Annotated in this window: 25 protein-coding genes; 18 read left to right on the top strand and 7 right to left on the bottom strand. The window is 44.6% G+C overall.

The features are described from left to right. Positions 1–167: 167 nt before the first annotated feature. Positions 168–2,738 (top strand): bifunctional lysylphosphatidylglycerol flippase/synthetase MprF, encoded by a 2,571-nt coding sequence (mprF, locus tag NZD81_RS20215; RefSeq protein ID WP_282374097.1) that lies wholly within the window; start codon positions 168–170, stop codon positions 2,736–2,738. A 17-nt stretch (positions 2,739–2,755) separates the two neighbouring features. Here mprF and NZD81_RS20220 read toward each other — a convergent pair whose 3' ends face one another. Beyond that, positions 2,756–3,733 carry an ABC transporter substrate-binding protein gene (locus NZD81_RS20220; protein ID WP_206868479.1) on the bottom strand — a complete coding sequence of 326 codons (978 nt, stop codon included), beginning with the start codon at positions 3,731–3,733 and terminating at the stop codon, positions 2,756–2,758. A gap of 128 nt (positions 3,734–3,861) precedes the next feature. Here NZD81_RS20220 and NZD81_RS20225 point away from each other — a divergent pair, with 128 nt between their 5' ends. From NZD81_RS20225 to NZD81_RS20240, 4 genes are all read left to right on the top strand, one after another. Next, positions 3,862–4,863, top strand: coding sequence for a FecCD family ABC transporter permease (locus NZD81_RS20225; protein ID WP_014663258.1), 1,002 nt, complete (start codon positions 3,862–3,864; stop codon positions 4,861–4,863). After that, positions 4,860–5,891: a FecCD family ABC transporter permease gene (locus NZD81_RS20230; RefSeq protein WP_136655060.1), complete on the top strand. Its 1,032-nt coding sequence runs from the start codon at positions 4,860–4,862 to the stop codon at positions 5,889–5,891. Before NZD81_RS20225 ends, NZD81_RS20230 begins: the two co-directional genes overlap by 4 nt. Positions 5,892–6,005: 114 nt before the next feature. Continuing rightward, positions 6,006–6,887, top strand: a complete 882-nt coding sequence (locus tag NZD81_RS20235) for a PhzF family phenazine biosynthesis isomerase (RefSeq protein ID WP_282374098.1) — start codon at positions 6,006–6,008, stop codon at positions 6,885–6,887. Positions 6,888–6,974: 87 nt separating this feature from the next. Continuing rightward, the gene (locus tag NZD81_RS20240) at positions 6,975–7,559 is read left to right on the top strand and encodes a nitroreductase family protein (protein ID WP_014663261.1); all 585 of its coding nucleotides are present in this window, start codon (positions 6,975–6,977) and stop codon (positions 7,557–7,559) included. 37 nt (positions 7,560–7,596) lie between these two features. Here the strand turns inward: NZD81_RS20240 and NZD81_RS20245 are convergent, their stop codons facing one another. The 3 genes from NZD81_RS20245 to NZD81_RS20255 form a co-directional block, all read right to left on the bottom strand. After that, a complete protein-coding gene (locus NZD81_RS20245) occupies positions 7,597–7,788 on the bottom strand; it encodes a YfhD family protein (RefSeq protein WP_014663262.1) in 192 nt (63 codons plus the stop codon). Positions 7,789–7,854: 66 nt separating this feature from the next. Then, positions 7,855–7,965 (bottom strand): YfhE family protein, encoded by a 111-nt coding sequence (locus NZD81_RS20250; RefSeq protein WP_003223230.1) that lies wholly within the window; start codon positions 7,963–7,965, stop codon positions 7,855–7,857. A gap of 54 nt (positions 7,966–8,019) precedes the next feature. Continuing rightward, positions 8,020–8,931: a TIGR01777 family oxidoreductase gene (locus tag NZD81_RS20255; protein WP_014663263.1), complete on the bottom strand. Its 912-nt coding sequence runs from the start codon at positions 8,929–8,931 to the stop codon at positions 8,020–8,022. A gap of 88 nt (positions 8,932–9,019) precedes the next feature. Here NZD81_RS20255 and recX point away from each other — a divergent pair, with 88 nt between their 5' ends. The 3 genes from recX (at position 9,020) to NZD81_RS20270 (ending at position 11,472) form a co-directional block, all read left to right on the top strand. Then, entirely contained in the window at positions 9,020–9,811 is a 792-nt protein-coding gene (gene recX, locus NZD81_RS20260; RefSeq protein ID WP_069149210.1) for a recombination regulator RecX, read from the top strand. A gap of 8 nt (positions 9,812–9,819) precedes the next feature. Further along, on the top strand, positions 9,820–10,134 hold the full coding sequence (locus NZD81_RS20265; protein WP_014476208.1) for a YfhH family protein: 315 nt from the start codon (positions 9,820–9,822) through the stop codon (positions 10,132–10,134). A gap of 144 nt (positions 10,135–10,278) precedes the next feature. Then, positions 10,279–11,472, top strand: coding sequence for an MFS transporter (locus NZD81_RS20270; protein WP_014663266.1), 1,194 nt, complete (start codon positions 10,279–10,281; stop codon positions 11,470–11,472). Positions 11,473–11,503: 31 nt separating this feature from the next. On the opposite strand, the gene NZD81_RS20275 is transcribed toward NZD81_RS20270, so the two are convergent. Beyond that, the gene (locus NZD81_RS20275) at positions 11,504–11,656 is read right to left on the bottom strand and encodes a small, acid-soluble spore protein K (protein WP_003223241.1); all 153 of its coding nucleotides are present in this window, start codon (positions 11,654–11,656) and stop codon (positions 11,504–11,506) included. 124 nt (positions 11,657–11,780) lie between these two features. Between NZD81_RS20275 and NZD81_RS20280 the strand changes: the two genes are divergently transcribed. The 6 genes from NZD81_RS20280 to NZD81_RS20305 all read left to right on the top strand — a co-directional run bounded on the left by NZD81_RS20280 (position 11,781) and on the right by NZD81_RS20305 (position 17,829). Continuing rightward, entirely contained in the window at positions 11,781–12,050 is a 270-nt protein-coding gene (locus NZD81_RS20280) for a YfhJ family protein (RefSeq protein ID WP_014663267.1), read from the top strand. A 118-nt stretch (positions 12,051–12,168) separates the two neighbouring features. Further along, the gene (locus NZD81_RS20285; RefSeq protein ID WP_289861111.1) at positions 12,169–12,687 is read left to right on the top strand and encodes an SH3 domain-containing protein; all 519 of its coding nucleotides are present in this window, start codon (positions 12,169–12,171) and stop codon (positions 12,685–12,687) included. 83 nt (positions 12,688–12,770) lie between these two features. Further along, the gene (locus NZD81_RS20290) at positions 12,771–13,103 is read left to right on the top strand and encodes an SdpI family protein (protein ID WP_282374100.1); all 333 of its coding nucleotides are present in this window, start codon (positions 12,771–12,773) and stop codon (positions 13,101–13,103) included. After that, positions 13,090–13,950, top strand: coding sequence for an epoxide hydrolase EphM (gene ephM, locus NZD81_RS20295; protein ID WP_282374101.1), 861 nt, complete (start codon positions 13,090–13,092; stop codon positions 13,948–13,950). Before NZD81_RS20290 ends, ephM begins: the two co-directional genes overlap by 14 nt. Before the next feature lie 231 nt (positions 13,951–14,181). Continuing rightward, positions 14,182–15,171: a glycosyltransferase family 2 protein gene (locus NZD81_RS20300; protein WP_014663272.1), complete on the top strand. Its 990-nt coding sequence runs from the start codon at positions 14,182–14,184 to the stop codon at positions 15,169–15,171. 72 nt (positions 15,172–15,243) lie between these two features. Next, complete coding sequence (locus NZD81_RS20305) at positions 15,244–17,829, top strand: YfhO family protein (RefSeq protein ID WP_282374102.1); 2,586 nt, start codon at positions 15,244–15,246, stop codon at positions 17,827–17,829. Here the strand turns inward: NZD81_RS20305 and NZD81_RS20310 are convergent. Then, entirely contained in the window at positions 17,822–18,805 is a 984-nt protein-coding gene (locus NZD81_RS20310; RefSeq protein ID WP_014663274.1) for a metal-dependent hydrolase, read from the bottom strand. The two genes, NZD81_RS20305 and NZD81_RS20310, sit on opposite strands and share 8 nt — an antisense overlap. A 215-nt stretch (positions 18,806–19,020) precedes the next feature. On the opposite strand from NZD81_RS20310, the gene mutY reads away from it, so the two are divergent. After that, a complete protein-coding gene (gene mutY / locus NZD81_RS20315; RefSeq protein ID WP_040083669.1) occupies positions 19,021–20,130 on the top strand; it encodes an A/G-specific adenine glycosylase in 1,110 nt (369 codons plus the stop codon). A gap of 7 nt (positions 20,131–20,137) precedes the next feature. Here the strand turns inward: mutY and NZD81_RS20320 are convergent, their stop codons facing one another. After that, positions 20,138–20,362, bottom strand: a complete 225-nt coding sequence (locus NZD81_RS20320) for a hypothetical protein (protein ID WP_136655066.1) — start codon at positions 20,360–20,362, stop codon at positions 20,138–20,140. Between the two features lie 81 nt (positions 20,363–20,443). Here NZD81_RS20320 and fabL point away from each other — a divergent pair, with 81 nt between their 5' ends. From fabL to NZD81_RS20335, 3 genes are all read left to right on the top strand, one after another. Beyond that, positions 20,444–21,196, top strand: a complete 753-nt coding sequence (fabL, locus tag NZD81_RS20325) for an enoyl-[acyl-carrier-protein] reductase FabL (RefSeq protein ID WP_003223262.1) — start codon at positions 20,444–20,446, stop codon at positions 21,194–21,196. A gap of 68 nt (positions 21,197–21,264) precedes the next feature. Beyond that, on the top strand, positions 21,265–21,519 hold the full coding sequence (sspE, locus tag NZD81_RS20330) for a gamma type acid-soluble spore protein SspE (RefSeq protein WP_014663277.1): 255 nt from the start codon (positions 21,265–21,267) through the stop codon (positions 21,517–21,519). A 172-nt stretch (positions 21,520–21,691) separates the two neighbouring features. Next, positions 21,692–21,952: a YgaB family protein gene (locus NZD81_RS20335; protein ID WP_003242708.1), complete on the top strand. Its 261-nt coding sequence runs from the start codon at positions 21,692–21,694 to the stop codon at positions 21,950–21,952. Positions 21,953–21,999 lie beyond the last annotated feature (47 nt).

Below are 21,999 nucleotides of genomic sequence, written 5' to 3' on the forward strand. Positions count from 1 at the left end.
TCACTTCCTCATCATTCACTCCTCTTATCATATTACTCGATTTCTACTCCTGAAAGAAAGTGAGCAGAAACTGCATGCGGGACTTTGTCCGAGAAATAACGGTAGTGTATAATGAGTTGGAGATTATTGGGGGAGAGATTCGAACTAGAATATGATTGGAGAGACCATTGCTGATTAAAAAGAATGCTTTATCAATATTAAAAATCGTTTTTCCTATTGCTGTTTTGCTATTTGTTATTTATCAATCAAAAAAAGAACTGACAAATCTGTCTTTCAAACGTACGCTCATGGTCATCAACGGGCTGGAACGAACAGACTTATTCATACTTGTGTTTGTCGGCTTGCTGGCTGTAGCGGCCATGTCTCTGTATGATTACGTCCTGAAATACTCACTGCGCCTATCGATCACAAACGGAAAAGTATTCAGGGTTTCCTGGATCGCCAATTCATTTAATAATGTGCTGGGATTCGGCGGTTTAGCCGGAGTCGGATTAAGAATGATGTTTTATAAGGAGCATACGAAAGACCATAAGGCTCTCGTGAAAGGAATCGCCTGGCTCACATCATCTATGCTGCTCGGATTATCTGTTTTCAGCATTTTTGTCGTTGCACGAGTGCTGCCGGTGGATGAAGTCATTCATGAAAAGCCTTGGCTGTGGGCGGTCGTTATCGGTTTTGCGCTGATATTGCCGCTATCCTTGGCAGTGTCCAAAATAAAAGACCGCAAAGCTGGGGACGAAGAAAATGCGGATAAAGTGAAAAATCCGATTTTCGCATATATTGGAGCTTCCGTTGTTGAATGGCTCATGGCCGGGATCGTCATCTATTTTGCTTTGTTCGCTATGGGCGTTCATGCTGATATCAGGTATGTGTTCGGAGTGTTCGTCATTGCGGCGATCGGCGGGATGATCAGCCTCGTGCCGGGCGGCTTTGGTTCGTTTGACCTTTTGTTTTTGCTGGGGATGGAGCAGCTTGGCTATCATCAGGAGGCCATCGTTACTTCTATTGTGTTGTACAGACTCGCCTATTCATTTATCCCATTCATTTTGGGACTATTCTTTGCCGCAGGCGACCTGACGGAAAATACAATGAAACGGCTCGAAACGAACCCGCGCATCGCACCGGCAATTGAGACGACAAACGTTCTGCTTGTTGTTCAGCGTGCGGTATTAGTGAGAATTTTGCAAGGCTCGCTTTCGCTTATTGTGTTCGTAGCAGGCCTGATTATCCTGGCCTCAGTTTCCTTGCCGATTGACAGGCTGACGGTTATACCGCACATTCCGCGCCCGGCTCTTTTGCTGTTTAACGGTCTGTCTTTAAGCTCAGCGCTCATTCTGCTGATATTGCCGATCGAGCTTTATAAACGGACAAAACGCTCCTATACGATGGCCATTACAGCGCTTGTCGGCGGGTTTGTGTTCAGCTTTTTAAAAGGACTTAACATCAGTGCGATATTCATACTGCCGATGATTATCGTATTGCTTGTGCTATTGAAAAAACAATTTGTCCGCGAACAGGCATCTTATACACTGGGACAATTGATTTTCGCTGTAGCGCTGTTTACTGTGGCACTCTTTAACTACAATCTGATTGCGGGCTTTATTTGGGATCGGATGAAGAAGGTGCTGCGTCATGAATATTTCGTCCACAGCACCTCGCATATTACACATGCAACCATCATGGCGATCATCATTGTGCCGCTGTTCTTCTTTATATTTACAGTGGTCTATCATAAGAGAACGCGACCGATCGGAGAGAAAGCTGACCCTGAGCGTCTTGCTGCGTTTCTCAATGAAAAAGGCGGCAACGCGCTGAGCCATCTCGGCTTTCTTGGAGATAAGCGGTTTTATTTTTCAAGTGACGGGAATGCATTGCTTCTGTTTGGGAAAATCGCCAGAAGGCTGGTCGTGCTCGGCGACCCGTCTGGCCAAAGAGATTCATTCCCGCTCGTGCTGGAAGAGTTTCTGAACGAAGCGCATCAGAAGGGATTCAGTGTTTTGTTCTATCAAATTGAACGAGAGGACATGGCGCTGTATCACGATTTTGGCTACAACTTCTTTAAATTGGGCGAGGAAGCATATGTAGATTTACATACATTTACCTTGACTGGGAAGAAAAAAGCCGGCCTTCGGGCAATCAATAACCGCTTTGAGCGGGAGGAGTATACTTTCCATGTGGATCATCCCCCATTTTCTGATGCGTTTCTGGAGGAGCTGAAACAAATCTCAGACGAATGGTTAGGTTCGAAAAAGGAGAAGGGATTCTCGCTCGGATTTTTTGATCCTGCCTATTTACAGAAAGCGCCGATCGCCTATATGAAAAATGCAGAGGGAGAGATCGTTGCATTCGCAAATGTCATGCCGATGTACCAGGAAGGAGAGATATCGGTTGATCTGATGCGCTATCGCGGCGACGCTCCAAATGGCATTATGGACGCATTGTTCATCCGCATGTTTTTATGGGCAAAGGAAGAGGGCTGCACGTCATTTAATATGGGAATGGCACCCTTGTCCAATGTCGGCACTGCCTTTACATCCTTCTGGTCAGAAAGGTTTGCCGCTGTCATTTTTAACAATGTCAGATACATGTACAGCTTCAGCGGCCTAAGGGCCTTTAAAGAAAAATACAAACCTGAGTGGCGCGGGAAATACCTGGCGTATCGGAAAAACAGATCTCTTTCTGTCACCATGTTCCTCGTTACACGTCTGATTGGCAAAAGCAAAAAAGACTCCGTCTAACAAGACGGAGTCTTTTTTTATTTCGTTTTTAAGAAATAGGTTTCAATATCATCAAGCAGGTAGTTTGCGGCTTTAATTCCGCCTGCAGTTGTCCACACGACGTCATCGACTTCATGTGCGTTACCTGACTTCACGGCCTTTAGGTTTTTCCATAGTGAACTGCTTGTCCACTGATTGGCCCATTTTTCATTTTCCTTTGCATTATCGGCTTTATAAGTGAAATAAAACAGCACATCAGCATCCATATCAGGAATAGATTCTTTACTGTCGGTTGAGAACGTAAATTGGTCCTTTTGTTTCTTAAACAGCTCCACTTGTTTTTCAGGGCGTTTGAAGCCAAGCTGGTCTAAAATAATTCCTGAGAATGAATCAGTATAATAGATTCTTGATTCACCGGATAAAAAGCGTACGACAGAAACTGTTTTGTTGGTCTGGTCGCCAAGCTTTTCTTTTAAATCGGCAGCGCGTTTATCAAAATCGGCAATGGCTTTCTTGCCTTTATCCGCCTTGTTCACCGCGTTGGCATATAAAATCAGGTTATCCTTCCAATTCCCGGCCAAGGATTCAGCAAAAACAGTCGGTGCAATCGCATTTAGCTGATCATAAATTTTTTCTTGGCGCACTTTGTTTCCAATAATCAAATCAGGCTTTAATTCTGCGATGGCTTCCACATTCGGTTCTGTTTCAAGGCCGACGTTTTGAACACCTTTCATGTCATCCTTCAGATAGTCATACCACGGGTCGCCCTTCCATGACTTCACGGCGCCAACCGGCTTGATGCCAAGCGCTAAGAGCGCCTCTGTGCCTTCGTTTGTTAAAACAACAATCCGTTTTGGATTTGCGGGAATGTTGTCTGATGTTCCCATTGCATGTTTAACCGTTCTGGTTTTGCTGTTTGACTCCTCGCTGTTGCTTGAACTTTCTGAACTATTACAGGCAGAAAGTACGACAAGGGTCATTAAAAATACGAATAGCATGCTGATATGCTTTTTCATCTTTTTCCTCCCGATATTGAAATTCATTATCATTTAGATCATAATAAGCAGTGGTGAGAGTGTCAATCCCTAATTGAGGATTATTCTCAAAAACAAACAATACATAGTAAATCTGGGAGAATGAGATCATGATCTGCAAAAAGGCATCTTCAAAATGGATTACGTTATTATGTCTGATTTTCATTTTACTGGCAGCTGTCTGCGCAAGTGTTGTGTACGGTTATACAGGTACGTCATGGGGACAGGTCTATCAAGCGTTTCATTCCTTCAACGGTACAAATGAGCATGTCATCATCAAGGACGTCAGGCTTCCGCGTGCTTTGGTTGCCACAGTCGTCGGCGCCTCGCTTGCAGCCGCGGGAGCACTCATGCAGGCGCTCACAAAAAATCCGCTTGCGTCACCGGGAATTTTCGGAATAAACGCCGGTGCCGGCTTTTTTATTGTGGCCGGATCGTTTTTTCTGCATATTCAATCACCTCAGGCACTAGTATGGAGCTCGTTTCTAGGGGCAGCATTTACCGCTGCGATCGTCTACGCAGCAGGCTCGTTTGGGAGAGAAGGGCTGACACCAATCAAATTGACGCTGGCGGGAGCTGCCATGGCAGCCATGTTTTCTTCTCTGACGCAAGGCTTGCTGTCTGTCAACGAACTTGAGCTCGCCCAGGTGCTATTTTGGCTGACTGGCTCTGTGCAGGGCAGGAGTCTGGATCTGCTGATGACGATGTTTCCATATGCAGCGGCAGCGCTGGTAATCTGCTTTTTTCTTGGCCAAAAAATAAATCTCCTTGTGATGGGAGAAGATGTGGCAAAAGGACTCGGCCAAAAAACGGGCCTGCTGAAATTCGTGATGGCGCTTTGTGTTGTCTTGCTAGCAGGATCTGCTGTCGCCATTGCCGGGCCGATTTCCTTTATCGGCATCATTATTCCGCACTTTGCCCGATTCGTCGTCGGTAATGATTATCGCTGGGTTCTGCCGTTTTCCGCTGTTTTGGGTGCCATTCTGCTTGTTTCCGCGGACATTGGTGCGCGATATATCATTATGCCTCAGGAAGTTCCTGTCGGGGTCATGACCGCCATCATCGGAATGCCTGTGTTTGTGTACATCGCAAGAAGGGGGGCGAAGCTATGAAACTTCGTTTTGGCGTTACTGCGGCTGAAAAGAAAGCGTGGATCGTCTTTTTGGTTTTACTGGGATTAACAGCTGCTGTCCTCATCATAAGCGCCGGTCTTGGACAAAGGTTTATTCCTCCCTGGGATGTAGCAAAAACATTCTTTGGCGCAGGTTCCAAGCTGGATGAACTGATGATCATGTCGTTCCGCATGCCAAGAATTTTGACGGCTTTATGCGCCGGCGTTTGTTTGGCAGCGGCAGGCGCGATATTGCAGGGACTCGTCAGAAACCCTCTCGCATCTCCGGATATTATCGGAATAACGGGAGGAGCGGCAGTAGCTGTCGTACTTTTAATGATGTTCTTCTCAGACCGCAGCAGTTCACTTACGATCAGTCTGTCATGGCTTCCAGCAGCCGCATTTATCGGCGCATCGGCTGTCGGACTCATCGTCTATTTACTGGCATACAAAAATGGCGCCTCCACATTTCGGCTGGTGCTTATCGGAATCGGATTTTCAATGTCGGCGCAGGCGATGACTACCCTGTTGATGATCAAAGGTCCGATTTACCGGGCATCACAAGCCAATGTATATATCACTGGGTCAGTTTATGGGTCAAACTGGCAGCATGTAAAATTAGCTATTATCTTATCTGTCATTCTCTTATTCATTTGTTTTGTCGCGCTAAAAAATATGAATATACAGGTGCTGGGTGAAGATATTGCGGCGGGTGCAGGAAGCGCTGTGCAGCGAAATCGTTTTTTCTTGCTCCTTTTGAGTACGGCTCTTACGGGTTGTGCAGTTTCAGTTGCCGGCACAATCGGTTTTGTCGGGCTGATGGCGCCCCATATTGCAAGACGGCTTGTCGGCTCATCTTATGGCGCGCTGCTCCCAACGTCGGCACTTATTGGAGCTCTGCTCGTTTTAACAGCTGATATCGTCGGCAGAACCTTATTTGCTCCGGTGGAAGTGCCGGCCGGCGTCTTTACAGCGGCTATCGGCGCACCTTATTTTATTTATTTGCTCTATAAAACAAGAAATTCTTGATCGTTACACCCATTTTCTTAAAAAAGGAAATGGGTTTTTTTGATAATGACTGAAGATTCGTAATTATTTTTGCTATACTGACAGAGACATTGATAAAGAAAGGGCGGCAGATGAATGAAAGAAGCAGAGGTATTAAAATATGAAGCATTTACAAGCAGTCCCGGCAAAGGAAACCCCGCAGGCGTCGTTTTGCAGGGAGACGATTATACGGAAGACGAGATGCAGATCATAGCTGAACGTGCCGGGTATTCAGAAACCTCCTTTATCCGAAAAAGCGAGTCGGCCGATCTTGAACTCCGTTACTTTACCCCTGGACACGAAATGAATTTGTGCGGTCATGCGACAGTTGCTTCTCTTTACGCATTATGTGAGAAAGGAATGCTGGAGAGCGGTAAAACGTACAGCATCCAAACGAAAGCGGGTATCCTGCCTGTGAACATTTCTGAAAAAGGTGGCCGCATTCATATCACGCTTGAACAGGCTTCTCCGCAATTCAAACCATTTACAGGCGATCGGAAAAAACTTGCGGACGCACTGGGTATCACCGATGAAGATTTTCATGAAGACCTTCCGATTGTGTTTGGCAGCACTGGGATATGGACAGCCATCGTTCCGCTTAAATCATTAGAGGCTTCTAAAAAGATGGTGCCAGATAACAAACAATTTCCGGAAGTGTTAGTTGATCTGCCAAAAGCTTCAGTCCATCCGTTTACCTTTGAAACCGTTCATCCTGACAGCGACCTGCACGGACGCCACTTTTCATCCCCGTATTCGGGAACAATTGAAGACCCAGTGACCGGCACAGCGTCCGGCGTGATGGGGGCTTATATGAAACATTATGGCAATGCCGAGCAGCATAAATTTATCATTGAACAAGGGCAGGAAATCGGAAAGGACGGAAAAGTCGAAATCGAAATGAACGAAGCGGACGGCCATGTGAAAGTGAAGATGACAGGAACGGCCGTTTACTCAGAAACGCGTATTTTTAACATCTAATACGGATGATGGTTTACAACAAGATGCACTTTCCGTTATCATTATGAAATGATAATCATTTTCAATTGGATAGGAAGGTGAAACGGTATGCCTCAAACCGAACAAATACATCAGCACTCAGAACTGCGGGACATCATACGCAGCAGAAGATCGATTCGAAAGTTTAAACAAGGGCCAGTACCTGCAGAAGTCATTCTTGACATGCTTGAAACGGCAAAATATGCGCCAAATCACAGAGTAACAGAGCCATGGAGATTTATTTACGTTTCCAGTGAGACAGGTAAAGCGAACCTCATCAATACATTTGCAGCGTTCTCTAAGAAATCCAAGCCGGATATGACAGAGGAAAAGCTTCAAAATTTCAAAAACACACTTGGGCGCGTTCCGGGTTTTCTGCTCGTCGTTTTTCAGGAAGATGAAAACGAAAGAGCGCGAGACGACGATTTTGCGGCAACAAGCTCATTGATTCAAAACCTTCAGCTTCTTGCTTGGGAAAAAGGAATCGGCATGGTTTGGAAAAGCGGAAAAATCCTATACGACAAAGAAGTCCATCAGGCCTTTGGTTTACAGGATAATGAACGCTTCGCCGCCATCATACAAACGGGTTATCCTGACGAATCGCCGGAAGTGAAAAAACGCACACCGATCCGCGACCGGTTCACTGAAATGTAAAAAACCCCTTGTCTCAAACGGAGACAAGGGGTTTTTATTAACGAGATTTCTTTTTCGCTCTGTTGTCGGCTGCTTTCGCACGCTCTTGCGCTTCGCGGTCATTTGCATCAGCAAGCTCGCTTGAATATTCTTCGTAAACGCCGTCAGTTTCCCTTTTTAATGCATCGGGAACTTGTGGAAGCTTTTGTTTGTTTTTATCACGGTTTTTGTGGATATGATTTCTGCCCATATCAAATTCCCCCTAAAAAGTGATATCAAACAAAGATAGTATTTGGTTTTAAGGGGCTATGTATTCCTACTTCCGCTTAGCAGCTTTTTCCGCTTTTTTAAATTCGCCTGAATAAAGAACTTCCTGCATTTTCTTCAGGTTGGCGCCTTGCTGGTGCTTCTCCCTCTTTTTTTCCATAAAAAGGACCTCCTTCAACCATGTTATCCTTAAGGTTGACGCTTCCTGCTGTTTTTATACAGTCTTTCGGTCCGTTATCAGCTGTAAGAGTGCGAATGCAAGATCCGAATATGTAAAACGAAATCCAGAGGTGATCGCTTTTTTAGGAAGAGCGCGCTGACCTTTCACAATCAAAAGACTCATCTCACCCAATGCTTTTGATAAAAAGAATTCCGGGACGGGGAGCCAGTGCGGGCGGTGCTTCACCCGTGCAATCGTTTTGCCGAATTGTTTCATTTCCACAGGATTGGGCGCGGTGACATTCATTGGGCCAGAGATGCCGGCGTTTTCCACCGCAAATCGGATCATCTGGGCTGCGTCTTCGACATGAATCCATGACAGCCACTGTCTGCCTGTTCCGATCGTTCCGCCGGCCAGAAACTTATAGGGGAGAACCATAAGCGGTAGAGCGCCTTTTTCTCCAAGCATCACGCCAAATCTCGCATAAACCGTCCTGATGCCCATCGCCTCAATATTCTGTCCTTCCTTTTCCCACAGGTGCGCAGTATGGCTGAGAAAATCCTCATCTGACGTTGCAGAATCCTCTGTAAAGGTTTTCTCAAGGCTTGTGCCGTAAATACCCACAGCACTGGCTTGGATCAATGTCTTCGGTTTCTCCTTCTGTTTACGAATAAGCCGCTGCACTTCACGCGTCGCATTGATACGGCTGGAGAGAATGTCCTGCTTCGTTTTTTCTGTCCAGCGGCCAAAAATTGATTTTCCCGCAAGGTTTATCCAGACATCAATATGAGGAAGTTCCTGCTCCGGGGCGGCTCCTTCCGTCAGCCATTGGACATATGTCATATTTTTTTGTTCAGTTTCCCGTGCGTTTCTTGATAAAATATAAACATGGTGTCCCTGGCGGGTAAGAACGCCTGTCAGATGCCGGCCGAGAAAACCGGTTCCGCCCGTCATTGCGATATTCATCAACATCTCTCCTCATCGTTCTAATAAATATACTTTACCTCATTTTAATAAAAGGAAACACGTTTCAGGCCTGAGAAGGGAGATTAAGATGCCGTTTATTACAAAAATATCAGCGCAAAAAAAGAATACGGAACGCTTCAATATTTTTCTGGATGATAAATACGCCTTCAGCGTGGACGCGGATGTGCTCGTGAAATATGAGCTCAAGAAGGGAAAAGAACTTGATGATCTTGACATCATTGAGATTCAATACGGCGATGAAGTGAAGAAAGGCTTCAACCGCGCGCTTGAATTTTTATCCTATCGAATGCGGTCAACGAAAGAGGTCGAGGACCACTTGAAGAAAAAAGAAACCTCGCCACCCGTCATTGCGGAGGTCATCCATAAGCTCAACGATTACAAGTACTTAAACGACCAGGAATTTGCCGCAGCCTATGTCAGCACCCACAAAAAAACAAACGGAAAAGGACCTGATGTTTTGTTCAGAGAGCTGAGAGCGAAGGGAATTGATGACGATACAATTAAGGAGGCGCTAAGTTCTTTTTCCTTTGAAGATCAGACAAGAGAAGCGGTCAAGCATGTTGAAAAGCTTCTCAAAAAAGATAAAAAGCTTTCGACAAAAGAACTCAAACAGCGCGCCCAGATGCAGCTTCAGCGCAAAGGCTTCTCATTTGATGTCATCAATGCGGCGCTAGAGCAGATTGAATATGAAAATGATGAAGACACAGAGAAAGAAGCGCTGCGCATTCAAGCAGAAAAAGCGCTTAGAAAATACCGCTATGACGGCTCCTATGAAAGCGCCATGAAGGTCAAACAATTTTTATTCCGCAAAGGATTCTCACTCGATTTAATCGAACAATTTCTGCACGAAGAGGAGTAGCTGAAAAAATGGAGAAACGATACAGTCAAATGACACCGCACGAACTCAATACTGAAATCGCATTACTTTCTGAAAAAGCAAGAAAAGCCGAACAGCATGGAATTATAAACGAACTGGCAGTGCTCGAACGGAAAATTACGATGGCAAAAGCATATTTGCTGAACCCGGAAGATTACTCACCGGGAGAAACGTACCGTGTTGAAGACACTGAGGACGAGTTTACCATCAGTTATTTAAATGGCGTTTTCGCATGGGGATACAGAACCTCTTCTCCTCAGCAAGAGGAAGCGCTGCCAATCTCAGTTTTGAAAGAAAAAGAATAAAGCGTAACAGGGAGGCTGATCATCAGCCTCTTTTTTTTGTGCAGCACATTTACACGAGGTCTTAAAGAAAAAATCATTGAATTCACTTTAAAAATCTTTTAGTATGGAAATCGTTGTTTTTTAATATCAAAGGAGGCGATGACGTTGAGTATCAAAAACCCATCTGTAAAATTTATTATATTTGTTCTTATGATTTGTACATTTTCAATCGGCTATACAGAATACGCGGTGATGGGTATTTTGACGTCGATTGCCAATGACTTTCATATACAGGTTTCATCTGCAGGGCTTCTTGTCACGGCTTACGCGGCAAGCGTCTGTTTGACAGGACCGCTCGTCACCATCATTTCTGTCAAACTCCCGAGAAAGCCTGTGCTTCTTGGGCTGATGGCGATTTTTATCCTTTCAAACCTGATGAGCGCACTGGCACCGAATTTTGCGGTACTGGCCGTCTCAAGAATTTTATCTGCGTCCATTCACGGCGCATTCTTCGCGATAGCCATGGTCTTCGCCAGTGAAATGGTTCCGCCGGAAAGGCGCGCTGCAGCCGCTGCTTCAATGAACGGCGGACTGACAGTAGCTCTAATGCTGGGTGTTCCATTCGGTTCTTATCTCGGAGATGTCCTGAATTGGAGAGCGGTGTTTTCCATCATTACGGCACTTGGTGTCATCGGATTTTTAGGTCTTATGGCTGCCGTGCCAAACAGAAAACCAAAAGTGATCCCTATGCTAATGAATGAGTGGGGGGTTTTTAAACACAAACAAGTGCTGTTTTCCTTCGCGATTACCATTTTAGGCTATTCCGGTGTCTTTATCGCCTACACCTTTATCGAACCGATCTTGAGACATTCAGCCGGATTCAGCACAGTTGGCATTACAGGCGCTCTCTTTGCGTATGGTTTGGGAGGCGTTGCAGGGAATTTCTTTGCGGGAAAAGTGCCGCTGCCTCTGCTGACTCGGACGATGATCGGCGTAATGATCGGTTTAATTGGTGTTCTGGCTGTATTTCCGTACATCGCCATTTACCCGGCTGCAGCTATTGTGGCCACGTTCCTATTCGGGGCATGCGCATTCGGCACGCCGCCTCTGCTGCAAACAAAGGTCATTTCCTCATCTGAGGGCGGCACAACCATTGCCGCAGCTGTCAGCGTATCAGCATTTAACCTTGCTAATGCCCTTGGTGCATGGATCGGCGGAATGATTTTAAGCGGAACAGGCTCTTATTCCTGGCTGTTTGCAGGCGGCGCGCTTATGACCGCATGCGGACTTGTGCTTTCTACCTTCGCACACTTATCAGAAAAGAAGAGCGTCTACGAATATCAAGTCAATAAAGGGTAAAAACAGCTGCAGTGTATGCAGCTGTTCTTCTTTACCGTTTGCCAGAGGCTCTCATTCTTTCTTGAGGATGCTGATTAATCGATCCATCAGCACGCTTTGAAGCATAGTCGTCCTTTGCTCTCGGTTCACCCTGAAATTTGTTTTCGTTTTCGTAAGGAAATCCTTTTTCTTTATTCCGGACCATGTCATATCCCCCTAGGTTCGAGATCAAAAAGTTGCGTCTTTCCAGATGAAGACGTAAGGTTAGTATATGGAGAACACCACGTAATAAAGCGTTATTTTTTTCCTGAAGAAAGGAGACTGCACACATGAATATGTACATTGAGAAACTGACGAATCTGCTTCTGGAAAAGAACGATATGATCAGCTATATACAGGCGAAAACATGGGTGGAACTGCTATGGAGCGATTTTGAAGCAACCTATGCAAAAGCCGGACACGCCTATCAGGGTGAAAAAATGACTGAAAAAATCGTCACACAATGGATCGAAAACTACGGAGGCCAGCTCCACCTTTTTCAAAGCTCCCGTAACGACGTGAATGATTACTTACATCAAAGCAGAGGCCTTTTGCATTAAAAACCTGCCGTTAGCGACCGGCAGGTTTTTTCATTTTTTTTTACATAAAACATGTTTCGCCAGCCTGTCAATCAGGGAATACCACTTATATCTTGTCAAATGCGAGGAGGAGCTTTAAATGAAAAAGAAACAAGTAATGCTCGCTTTAACAGCTGCCATAGGAATGGGCTTGACAGCACTTCACTCCGCTCCCGCAGCAAAAGCTGCGCCCCTTCACGACATATCTGTCAGCATGCCATCATCCGATACTTACATCATAAAAGCAGGAAAACTGAATGTCCGGACTGCGCCAAATCATGAAGGTGATATTCTCGGCACTGTATCATCAGAACAAAAGGTAACAGTCGATGGGTTCGTAAATGCCGATTGGGCTCAAATTCATTTCAAAGGAAAAAAAGCATATATTTCAACTCACTTTTTAATGAAAACCGCAAGCCAAGCGAAAACAACGAAACAGACAGCCTTCTATACACCGACGCCCGAAAACGGAAAAGCTAAGCAGCTCTCATCCGGAACAGGGGTGACAATACTCGGGTGGGGATTTAGTAAAAACGAAGGATTTGACTTCACTTGGGCGTTCGTGGATTATGGCGGTGTTATAGGCTATATTCACACAACGGATTTACAAATGCGATAAAAGGCAGGCCGAGGCTTGTCTTTTTGTCTATTCGTGAAACATTTCTTCTTTCTGCACGTAACAATGAGAAAGGAGATGATAATATGGCTGGTTTAGTCGGCGGAGGGCTTATGATCATTGCGGGCATACTGATCAAACAGTTTCCTCCCAAATCCATCAACAGTGTGTACGGATACAGAACAAGACGCTCAATGTCAGATCAAAGATTATGGAATGAAGCGAACCGTTACAGTGCATCATTAATGATCCTGTCAGGCTTGGTGATTGCGGGAATGGGATTTTTGCTGGGATCAAGCTTGATCATTCTTCAGCTAATCCTGCTGATTGCCGCTTGTGTCATCATATTTATGCTAACGGAAAAAAGACTGAAAACCATGATGCACAGTCAAGGAGGAGATAGAAGTGGACGGAGTTAAATGCCAGTTTGTCAATACAAACGGAATCACGCTCCATGTTGCAAGCGCAGGACCGGAAGACGGCCCGTTACTAGTCCTGCTTCATGGATTTCCGGAGTTTTGGTACGGCTGGAAAAATCAAATCAAACCGCTTGCTGATGCGGGTTACCGGGTCATTGCTCCTGATCAGCGGGGCTACAATCTCAGTGACAAACCGGAAGGAATTAATTCGTACCGAATTGATACATTAAGAGATGATATCATCGGACTTATTACGCAATTCACTGATGAAAAAGCAATTGTCATCGGGCATGACTGGGGAGGGGCTGTCGCATGGCATTTGGCTTCCACACGCCCGGAATATCTTGAAAAACTGATCGCGATCAACATCCCGCACCCGCACGTCATGAAAACCGTAACGCCGCTTTATCCGCCGCAGTGGCTGAAAAGCTCGTATATCGCATTCTTTCAGCTGCCAGACATACCGGAGGCATCACTAAGGGAAAATGATTATGAAACATTAGACAAAGCGATTGGATTATCGGCCCGTCCGGAGATTTTTTCGTCCGATGATGTCAGCAGGTACAAAGAAGCGTGGAAACAGCCGGGTGCACTGACAGCTATGCTGAACTGGTACAGAGCCCTCAGAAAAGGAAGCCTTGCAGAGAAACCGCCTTGTGAAACAGCACCTTACCGGATGATCTGGGGAATGGAAGACCGCTTTTTGAGCAGAAAGCTTGCGAAAGAGACGGAAAAGCAATGCCCGAATGGACATCTCATCTTTGTAGATGAAGCATCCCATTGGATTAACCACGAAAAACCAGCCATCGTCAATCAGCTGATTTTGGAATATCTTAAGAACCAATAAGAAAAATTTTCTCTCCATCCGTCTGTCATAATGGCAGACTTTTTCTGTGCGATTTTTTCATAGTCTGTTTTAAACATGACAAAATAACATTAAAAATCATGAATGTCACCATAAAATTGTAACAAAAAACAGGTTTAAACGACTTTAAAAAAAGGAATAGCCTTACTGAAGATTTGTGTAAAACTCCCCTAAGGCAATACTTAAAAAGAATAATAAAAAGAAGGTGCCTTAATGAAGCAAGGATTAATCTCGATTATTATCCCGTCTTACAATGAAGGGTATAATGTCAAACTCATTCATGAATCTTTAAAAAAGGAATTTAAAAACATTCATTATGACTATGAAATATTCTTCATAAATGACGGAAGCGTTGATGACACGCTTCAGCAGATCAAAGACTTGGCAGTGACGTGCAGCCGGGTGAAATATATATCTTTTTCTCGAAACTTTGGAAAAGAAGCCGCGATTTTGGCGGGCTTTGAGCATGTTCAGGGCGAGGCGGTAATTGTAATGGATGCCGATCTGCAGCATCCGACATATTTGCTGAAGGAATTTATCAAAGGCTACGAAGAAGGGTACGACCAGGTCATTGCCCAAAGGAACAGAAAAGGGGACGGGTTTGTCCGCTCACTCTTATCATCAATGTATTACAAGTTCATTAATAAAGCGGTGGAAGTCGATTTGCGTGATGGTGTGGGTGACTTCAGATTGTTAAGCCGCCAAGCTGTAAATGCTCTTTTGAAGCTGAGCGAAGGAAACCGCTTCTCAAAAGGCCTTTTTTGCTGGATCGGCTTTGATCAGAAAATTGTGTTTTATGAAAATGTCGAACGGAAAAACGGCACATCCAAATGGTCGTTCAGCAGTCTGTTTAATTACGGTATGGACGGTGTCGTTTCATTTAATCATAAGCCGCTGAGATTATGTTTTTACACCGGCATTTTCATCTTGCTGCTTTCCATCATTTATATCATTGCCACATTCGTTAAAATTCTGACTAACGGTATTTCTGTGCCTGGGTATTTTACAATTATCTCAGCTGTGTTATTTCTCGGCGGAGTACAGCTGTTAAGCCTCGGGATCATAGGCGAATATATCGGCCGAATTTATTATGAAACAAAAAAACGCCCGCATTATTTGATCAAAGAAGCGAATATCCCAAACAAAGACCTGCCTGAAACGAACGAATTAAAAAGCGTGCGGCGTCTGACAAAAATGCACTGAAATCACCAAGCGTCATTGGCAGTGCTTTTTTTTGCGTGTCTATCATCTTAATAGCAAGACTGGAGAATGTATATGAAAAGAAAACATGTTATGATCTATGCGGCCAGTCTGCTGGTGTCCGTTCTGGCACACGCCTTTTTTGTGAAAGAATGGGCGGAAGGCAGGTATATGACAGGTCCGGGTGACGGACTTGCGCAAATGATCGTATTTAAAAAATTATTATTTGACCAATATACACACGGGAATTTTTTCTACAATTATTCATTCGGACTTGGCGGCGGCACATTCAGTCAGCTCGGCTATTATTTTTCTGCTTCTTTTCTATTTCTTGCTGTGTCCGCCGTTGTCTGGCTGCTTCAGGCCCTTCAGTTTATCGGAGAAGCGGATACGCTTTTTTGGGCAGAGTCAGCTGTTTTTATCAGTATTTTCAAATTGAGCTTGATCATCTTTACGTCCGCTTCTGTTTTTCACTATCTTCTCAAGCATAGGGCGGCTTCGTTTACGGGGGGCGTGTTATACGGCGTCTCGATTATTTATTTCCGTCACGAAGCGTATTGGGAATTTTTTACCGATACAATGGTTTGGCTTCCGCTGCTTGTGCTCGGCACAGAAAAAATTATTAGAGAGCGGCGTCCGGCGTGGTTTATTGTTGCGTGTTCGCTGACGTTCATCAACAATTTTTACTTTGCATACATAAACCTTATATTCATCGGAATCTACGTGCTGTTCAGATGGCTGATCAGACTGGAACAGGATGAAGTGAAAAGATGGGTTCAATGCAGATTGTTTCTGGTTTCGGGCCTCATTTCTTTTGGCATCAGTGCGGCGGTGTTTGTGCCGGTGGTATACGGTTATTTAAACAACCTGCGCCCTCCATACAGCCAGAAAATAGAGTGGCTCAATTTAGATGATAATATATTATTTTCGAGCCGGATTATTATTGTGCCGGCCGCTTTTCTGCTGTTTTTGTTTATGATGTCTTTTTACAAAAACCGTGTGTTTCGTCTTTTTGCCGGATTGAGCCTGCTGTTTATTCTTTTTCATTTCAGTCCGTATGCGGCAAGCGTTTTTAACGGCTTTTCCGCCCCGCAAAACCGCTTTGAATATGTTCTGGCCTTTACCATTGCGGGAGCAGCGGCGGCTGGTTTGTCACAGCTGTCTGAACTGAAACGGAAAGAACTGCTCCCGGCCATAGCTATCGTCCTGCTTCTTTACTTGTATCATATCCAAAGGTATAAGCTCGATATATGGAAGCCTGCGAATGAAAGCATTCTCTTACTCTTACTCATGACAATCGCAGCCTTGTTTGCTGCAGCTTTTGCGAAAAAACAGGCAAAAGTGGCTGTGTACGGTATCATCATTCTTTCTTCGCTGTTTGTTGCCAACTCCTATCAAAAATACGCACTCTCAGAAGGCGGCGATCTGGATAGTGTGACAAGAGAATATCTTACAAGTGAGGAATACAGAGGGCAAGAATCATCTGAGCTCATCAGACGTTTACAAAAGGAAGACAATGACCCGCTCATGAGAATCGACTGGATGAACGGTGTCCGCAATAATACGCCAATCATTTACGGATTTAATGGCTTCAGCGCCTATTCCAGCATTTTAAATAAAAATCTGCTGGCCTTCTATTGGAATGATTTAAGCATCGATATGGGCAGGGAAAGCGTCAGCCGTTATGCGTCATTGGGAGACAGGGCGAATTTATACAGCCTGCTTTACGGCAAATATTATATGACGGAAAAAACAAACGCAGCCAGCGTCCCGTACGGCTTCAAAAAGCATTTAGAAACAGAGCATTATGCGGTTTATGAGAATGAGTACATGCTTCCATTCGTCAAAACAGCGGATGCCATATACAGCGAAAGTGAGCTGGACCAATTGCCCGCTCTTGCGAAAGAACAGGCGATGCTGAAAGGAATCATATTAAAAGATCCATCTGGAAAAACCGAGCAGACACCAAAACCGGCCAATTTGATCACCAAGTCGGACATCACCGCAAAACAAGCCCATTATCAAAACGGACTGCTCACCGTAACTGGAGAAAACGGAGGAGAGCTGCTCATCACTCCGAAACAGCCATCATCCGCTCCGGGAGACTACTATGTCAGCTTTTATTTGAAAAGCAAAGCAAAAGACAAAGGATTTACATTAAAGGTAAATGATTATGTCACAACAAGGAAATCGAACAAATCGATCTATAAAACCGGTGTAAATGATATTACGGTCAGAGTGCCTAAATCAGGCCATATCTCAATCCATCTTCCGAAAGGAACCTATGAGCTGAGAAATATAGCGTTCTATGAAGAGAATTATGAAACGCTGAAAAACGCTGTATTGCAACATAAAACAGAGAAAGCAGAGAAACTGAATTGGAACAATAATCAATTGACCTTTGCATATCATCTGTCAAAAGACCAGTACATCATGCTTCCGATCCCATATGAAAAAGGCTGGGAGCTGAAAATCAACGGACACACACAGAAGATTGAAAAAGCGGATTATGCTTTTATAGGCTTCAAGGCGCTAAAGGGAGACAATCACATTGAGCTGACTTACTATCCGCCATACTTCAACATATCGGCGATCATATCTCTCGTCAGTCTGCTGCTTGCTGTTTTATATATAAGACGTAAAAAGCCCGGCTCTATATAGAGCCGAGCTTTAATTTTTTCTGAAGCTTTTCTTCGCTGAATATCCATCCCGTATAGGACGAACGAATCGTAAGATCATGGCCGATATGAACAATTGCCACAAAAGGGTAATGGCCTTTGCTCCGATAACGCAGGTCGATAAATCTCACCTCATAATGATCTTTAAACGTATCCACTTCCCACCGGTAAACCGGAGAAAAGGACAGAAACGCCGCGATGTTATCATCCTGCTTTGCCGCATGCATTACATCGGTTTCAGGAACAGGCACTCGATTAAATGTATCCAGAATCACGACGTGTCCTTCCATGCTTCTTCCTACATAGAAAGCATGTGCTGTTGTCACTGCGATTCGCCATTGCCTGAATTTCATCGTTGGAGAAATAATAATGCTTTCAATCTCATCATGAATCATCTCATGAAGCTTTCGTTTAATTCTCAGCTGCATGATCAGGCGCACCAAATAATAGCCTGCCAATATGATATATAAGCTGAGAAACGTGATGCCGGGACTGCCGCCTGCATACCAAATCGCAATAGCTGCCAGATGGCTGATAAAAATAAACGGATCAAACGTATTAATCAGCCCAAGCGCAACCCATTTTTTCGAAAACGGACGAATGGCTTGTGTCCCATAGGCGTTGAATATATCGACGAAGACATGCAGAACAACGGCCAGCAGCGTCCACAGCCACAGGTGCAGAAAATTGGCCTGAGGATAAAATAAATACAGAATCGCCGGGATGATGACAGACCAAAACAAAACGGCGGGAATTGAATGGGTAAATCCTCTGTGATTCCTTATATAAACAGCATTGTTTTTAAGCTTTAACACAGTATCAATATCCGGAGCCTGAGAGCCCGCAAGCGTTGCGATCATAACAGCGTGAGCCATTGCCGGATCTGATGCGACAACAGGATCAAGCGTCGCAATACCGCCCAGTGCGATGCCCATAACGACATGTGTGCCCGTATCCATAGGTGACCTCCTTGCAGGATGATCCTGCACATTCACTTTGTAAGAAACTCCCCATTTTCATATACCCAATTTTTAAACTGATTCAATCGTTCTCATATGTTTCCGCTTTTTCTTTACTACTATTTAATGTAACATATTATCGTACTGTGCCCTTAGTGTACAACAAAAAACAGTCTAAAGAAAAGCGGGGCGCGAAAGACTGGGGAGAAACACATATGAACGTACTTGAAGACAAATTAAAACAAAAAGACATACAGCAATTTCGCGATGATTTAATCACATGGTTTGAAAGAGAGCAGCGCGTTCTTCCATGGAGAGAGGACCAAGATCCGTATAAAGTGTGGGTATCTGAAGTCATGCTGCAGCAAACGAGAGTAGAGACTGTGATTCCTTACTTTCTGCGATTTGTGGAACAATTCCCGACAGTGGAAGCGCTCGCTGATGCAGATGAAGAAAAGGTGCTGAAAGCATGGGAAGGACTCGGCTATTATTCCCGAGTCAGAAACCTGCAAAGCGCAGTAAAAGAAGTAAAACAGGAATACGGCGGCATTGTCCCTCCAAACGAGAAAGAATTTGGCGGGTTAAAAGGCGTCGGCCCTTATACAAAGGGAGCGGTGCTCAGTATAGCCTACAATAAACCCATTCCCGCGGTTGACGGAAATGTGATGCGTGTCATGTCCAGAATTCTTTCTATTTGGGATGATATTGCCAAACCAAAAACAAGAACGATCTTTGAAGACGCTATACGAGCTTTTATTTCCAAAGAAAAACCTTCAGAATTTAATCAGGGCTTGATGGAGCTTGGAGCCTTGATCTGTACGCCAAAATCACCTTCATGCCTGCTATGCCCGGTTCAGCAGCATTGCTCAGCATTTGAAGAAGGCACTGAACGGGAGCTTCCGGTCAAAAGCAAAAAGAAAAAGCCCGGGATCAAAACAATGGCTGCAATCGTACTGACCGATGAAGACGGACAAGTGTATATCCACAAACGGCCGTCTAAAGGTTTGCTCGCCAACCTATGGGAATTCCCTAATCTTGAAACCCAAAAAGGGATCAAAACTGAGCGTGAACAGCTCATTGCATTTCTAGAAAACGAATATGGGATACAAGCTGATATCAGTGATCTGCAAGGTGTAGTCGAGCACGTTTTCACCCACCTGGTATGGAATATTTCTGTGTTTTTCGGTAAAGTAAAACAAGTGTCGGATACTGCCGAGCTGAAAAAAGTAACGAAAGAAGAGCTCGAACAATTTGCGTTCCCGGTGTCACATCAAAAAATCTGGAAGATGGCAGTGGAAGCAGCCTCATACTCGGCTGCTCCGTAAACCATTCTTAATCGTAAGAGACGCGCGTGCCGTGGCTGTAGTCCGCTTCATTGCGCCTCATTCCGCCGCGCGCTTCAATTTCTTGCGTTAATTCCCGGTATTTTGATTGGCCTTCTTCGTTCAAGTAAGGCATAATTTGCTGAAAGGCATGATGAAAATAAGCGAGTTCACTGTTCTTCCAATCTTTTTTGGAAACCATGCTCAATTCGCTCATATCACGTCCGACATACATAACAGAAGACCCCCTTTAAAGTTCTTGCCATTATTGTTTGTGGAAATAAAAGAACTATACGCTACAAGGAGATGAGGAAAAATGGAACAAAATAAATGTGCACTCGTAACAGGAAGCAGCCGCGGTGTCGGAAAAGCGGCCGCGATCAGACTTGCTGAGAATGGCTATAACATCGTCATTAACTATGCCCGCAGCAAAAAAGCAGCACTAGAAACAGCAGAAGAAATCGAAAAGCTTGGTGTTAAAGTGCTTGTCGTAAAAGCAAACGTAGGACAGCCTGCAAAAATCAAAGAAATGTTTCAGCAAATTGATGAAACGTTCGGCAGACTTGATGTTTTTGTCAATAATGCCGCTTCAGGCGTTCTGAGACCTGTCATGGAACTAGAAGAAACACACTGGGACTGGACGATGAACATTAATGCGAAAGCATTGCTTTTCTGCGCTCAGGAAGCTGCCAAGCTAATGGAGAAGAACGGAGGCGGGCATATTGTCAGCATCAGTTCATTAGGCTCTATCCGCTATCTTGAAAACTACACTACGGTTGGTGTATCAAAAGCAGCGTTAGAGGCTCTAACACGTTATCTTGCGGTTGAGCTTTCACCAAAACAAATTATCGTCAATGCTGTTTCAGGCGGAGCGATCGACACAGATGCGCTGAAACACTTCCCTAATAGAGAAGATTTGCTTGAGGATGCGCGCCAAAACACACCGGCGGGCCGCATGGTCGAAATTAAAGACATGGTTGATACCGTTGAGTTTCTAGTGTCTTCCAAGGCTGACATGATCCGCGGACAGACTATTATCGTTGACGGCGGACGCTCACTGCTCGTTTAAAAATTTTTAAAAAAGAGGAATAGCTATACGATCACCTGCACATTCTAATGACCGTGGAGGTGATAACAATGGCTAACTCAAATAATTTCAGCAAAACAAACGCTCAACAAGTTAGAAAACAAAACCAACAATCAGCTGCTGGTCAAGGTCAATTCGGCACTGAATTTGCTAGCGAAACAAACGCTCAGCAAGTTAGAAAACAAAACCAGCAATCAGCTGGCCAACAAGGTCAATTCGGCACTGAATTCGCTAGTGAAACTGACACACAGCAGGTAAGACAACAAAACCAATCTGCTGAACAAAACAAACAACAAAACAGCTAATCACTGAAACAGAAAAAAGCACTTCATCTTCGGGTGGAAGTGCTTTTTTCTGTTTGAAAAACGACAAAACTTGTGGAAGGTCTACAGAATGAGTCAAAGGGTTTGCTTTATGGAGATCGAAATGATTAAAGGAGGAAACGTTTATACTTTCACCAGGCTAAAGGAGGAACCGATGACGGAATTTGAAAAGCTGGTAAGTGAACAGATGAAAACGATGGATAAGCTTCTCGATCTCCAATCAGAGCTCGACCGCTGCAAACAAATTGAAGCGGAACTCCGACATTTAGAAAGGGATGCAAGGCTGCGGGGGATTCAGGCTGAAATTGCGGTAAAACGGAAACACCTTGCCGATATACAAGATATGTTTCAAAAGCAGACAGAGCAGGTCATTCGTTCTTATCGCAGCTCAGAAAAGCCGTCTTCCTTTGTGTAGTGCAGGAATGTGCCATTCCCCGGCCGGAATGGCTCTTTTATTTTCAT

The organism is Bacillus sp. B.PNR1, assembly GCF_030386235.1.
In the GTDB taxonomy this organism is placed as follows: domain Bacteria; phylum Bacillota; class Bacilli; order Bacillales; family Bacillaceae; genus Bacillus; species Bacillus stercoris.

What these genes read in the sequence shown, in the direction of transcription:
- NZD81_RS20220 (WP_206868479.1), bottom strand. Translation starts at nt 3,733, where the DNA reads ATGAAAAAGCATATCAGCATGCTATTCGTATTTTTAATGACCCTTGTC.
- NZD81_RS20225 (WP_014663258.1), top strand. Translation starts at nt 3,862, where the DNA reads ATGATCTGCAAAAAGGCATCTTCAAAATGGATTACGTTATTATGTCTG.
- NZD81_RS20230 (WP_136655060.1), top strand. Translation starts at nt 4,860, where the DNA reads ATGAAACTTCGTTTTGGCGTTACTGCGGCTGAAAAGAAAGCGTGGATC.
- NZD81_RS20235 (WP_282374098.1), top strand. Translation starts at nt 6,006, where the DNA reads ATGAAAGAAGCAGAGGTATTAAAATATGAAGCATTTACAAGCAGTCCC.
- NZD81_RS20240 (WP_014663261.1), top strand. Translation starts at nt 6,975, where the DNA reads ATGCCTCAAACCGAACAAATACATCAGCACTCAGAACTGCGGGACATC.
- NZD81_RS20245 (WP_014663262.1), bottom strand. Translation starts at nt 7,788, where the DNA reads ATGGGCAGAAATCATATCCACAAAAACCGTGATAAAAACAAACAAAAG.
- NZD81_RS20250 (WP_003223230.1), bottom strand. Translation starts at nt 7,965, where the DNA reads ATGGAAAAAAAGAGGGAGAAGCACCAGCAAGGCGCCAACCTGAAGAAA.
- NZD81_RS20255 (WP_014663263.1), bottom strand. Translation starts at nt 8,931, where the DNA reads ATGAATATCGCAATGACGGGCGGAACCGGTTTTCTCGGCCGGCATCTG.
- recX (WP_069149210.1), top strand. Translation starts at nt 9,020, where the DNA reads ATGCCGTTTATTACAAAAATATCAGCGCAAAAAAAGAATACGGAACGC.
- NZD81_RS20265 (WP_014476208.1), top strand. Translation starts at nt 9,820, where the DNA reads ATGGAGAAACGATACAGTCAAATGACACCGCACGAACTCAATACTGAA.
- NZD81_RS20275 (WP_003223241.1), bottom strand. Translation starts at nt 11,656, where the DNA reads ATGGTCCGGAATAAAGAAAAAGGATTTCCTTACGAAAACGAAAACAAA.
- NZD81_RS20280 (WP_014663267.1), top strand. Translation starts at nt 11,781, where the DNA reads ATGAATATGTACATTGAGAAACTGACGAATCTGCTTCTGGAAAAGAAC.
- NZD81_RS20285 (WP_289861111.1), top strand. Translation starts at nt 12,169, where the DNA reads ATGAAAAAGAAACAAGTAATGCTCGCTTTAACAGCTGCCATAGGAATG.
- NZD81_RS20290 (WP_282374100.1), top strand. Translation starts at nt 12,771, where the DNA reads ATGGCTGGTTTAGTCGGCGGAGGGCTTATGATCATTGCGGGCATACTG.
- NZD81_RS20300 (WP_014663272.1), top strand. Translation starts at nt 14,182, where the DNA reads ATGAAGCAAGGATTAATCTCGATTATTATCCCGTCTTACAATGAAGGG.
- NZD81_RS20305 (WP_282374102.1), top strand. Translation starts at nt 15,244, where the DNA reads ATGAAAAGAAAACATGTTATGATCTATGCGGCCAGTCTGCTGGTGTCC.
- NZD81_RS20310 (WP_014663274.1), bottom strand. Translation starts at nt 18,805, where the DNA reads ATGGATACGGGCACACATGTCGTTATGGGCATCGCACTGGGCGGTATT.
- mutY (WP_040083669.1), top strand. Translation starts at nt 19,021, where the DNA reads ATGAACGTACTTGAAGACAAATTAAAACAAAAAGACATACAGCAATTT.
- NZD81_RS20320 (WP_136655066.1), bottom strand. Translation starts at nt 20,362, where the DNA reads ATGTATGTCGGACGTGATATGAGCGAATTGAGCATGGTTTCCAAAAAA.
- fabL (WP_003223262.1), top strand. Translation starts at nt 20,444, where the DNA reads ATGGAACAAAATAAATGTGCACTCGTAACAGGAAGCAGCCGCGGTGTC.
- sspE (WP_014663277.1), top strand. Translation starts at nt 21,265, where the DNA reads ATGGCTAACTCAAATAATTTCAGCAAAACAAACGCTCAACAAGTTAGA.
- NZD81_RS20335 (WP_003242708.1), top strand. Translation starts at nt 21,692, where the DNA reads ATGACGGAATTTGAAAAGCTGGTAAGTGAACAGATGAAAACGATGGAT.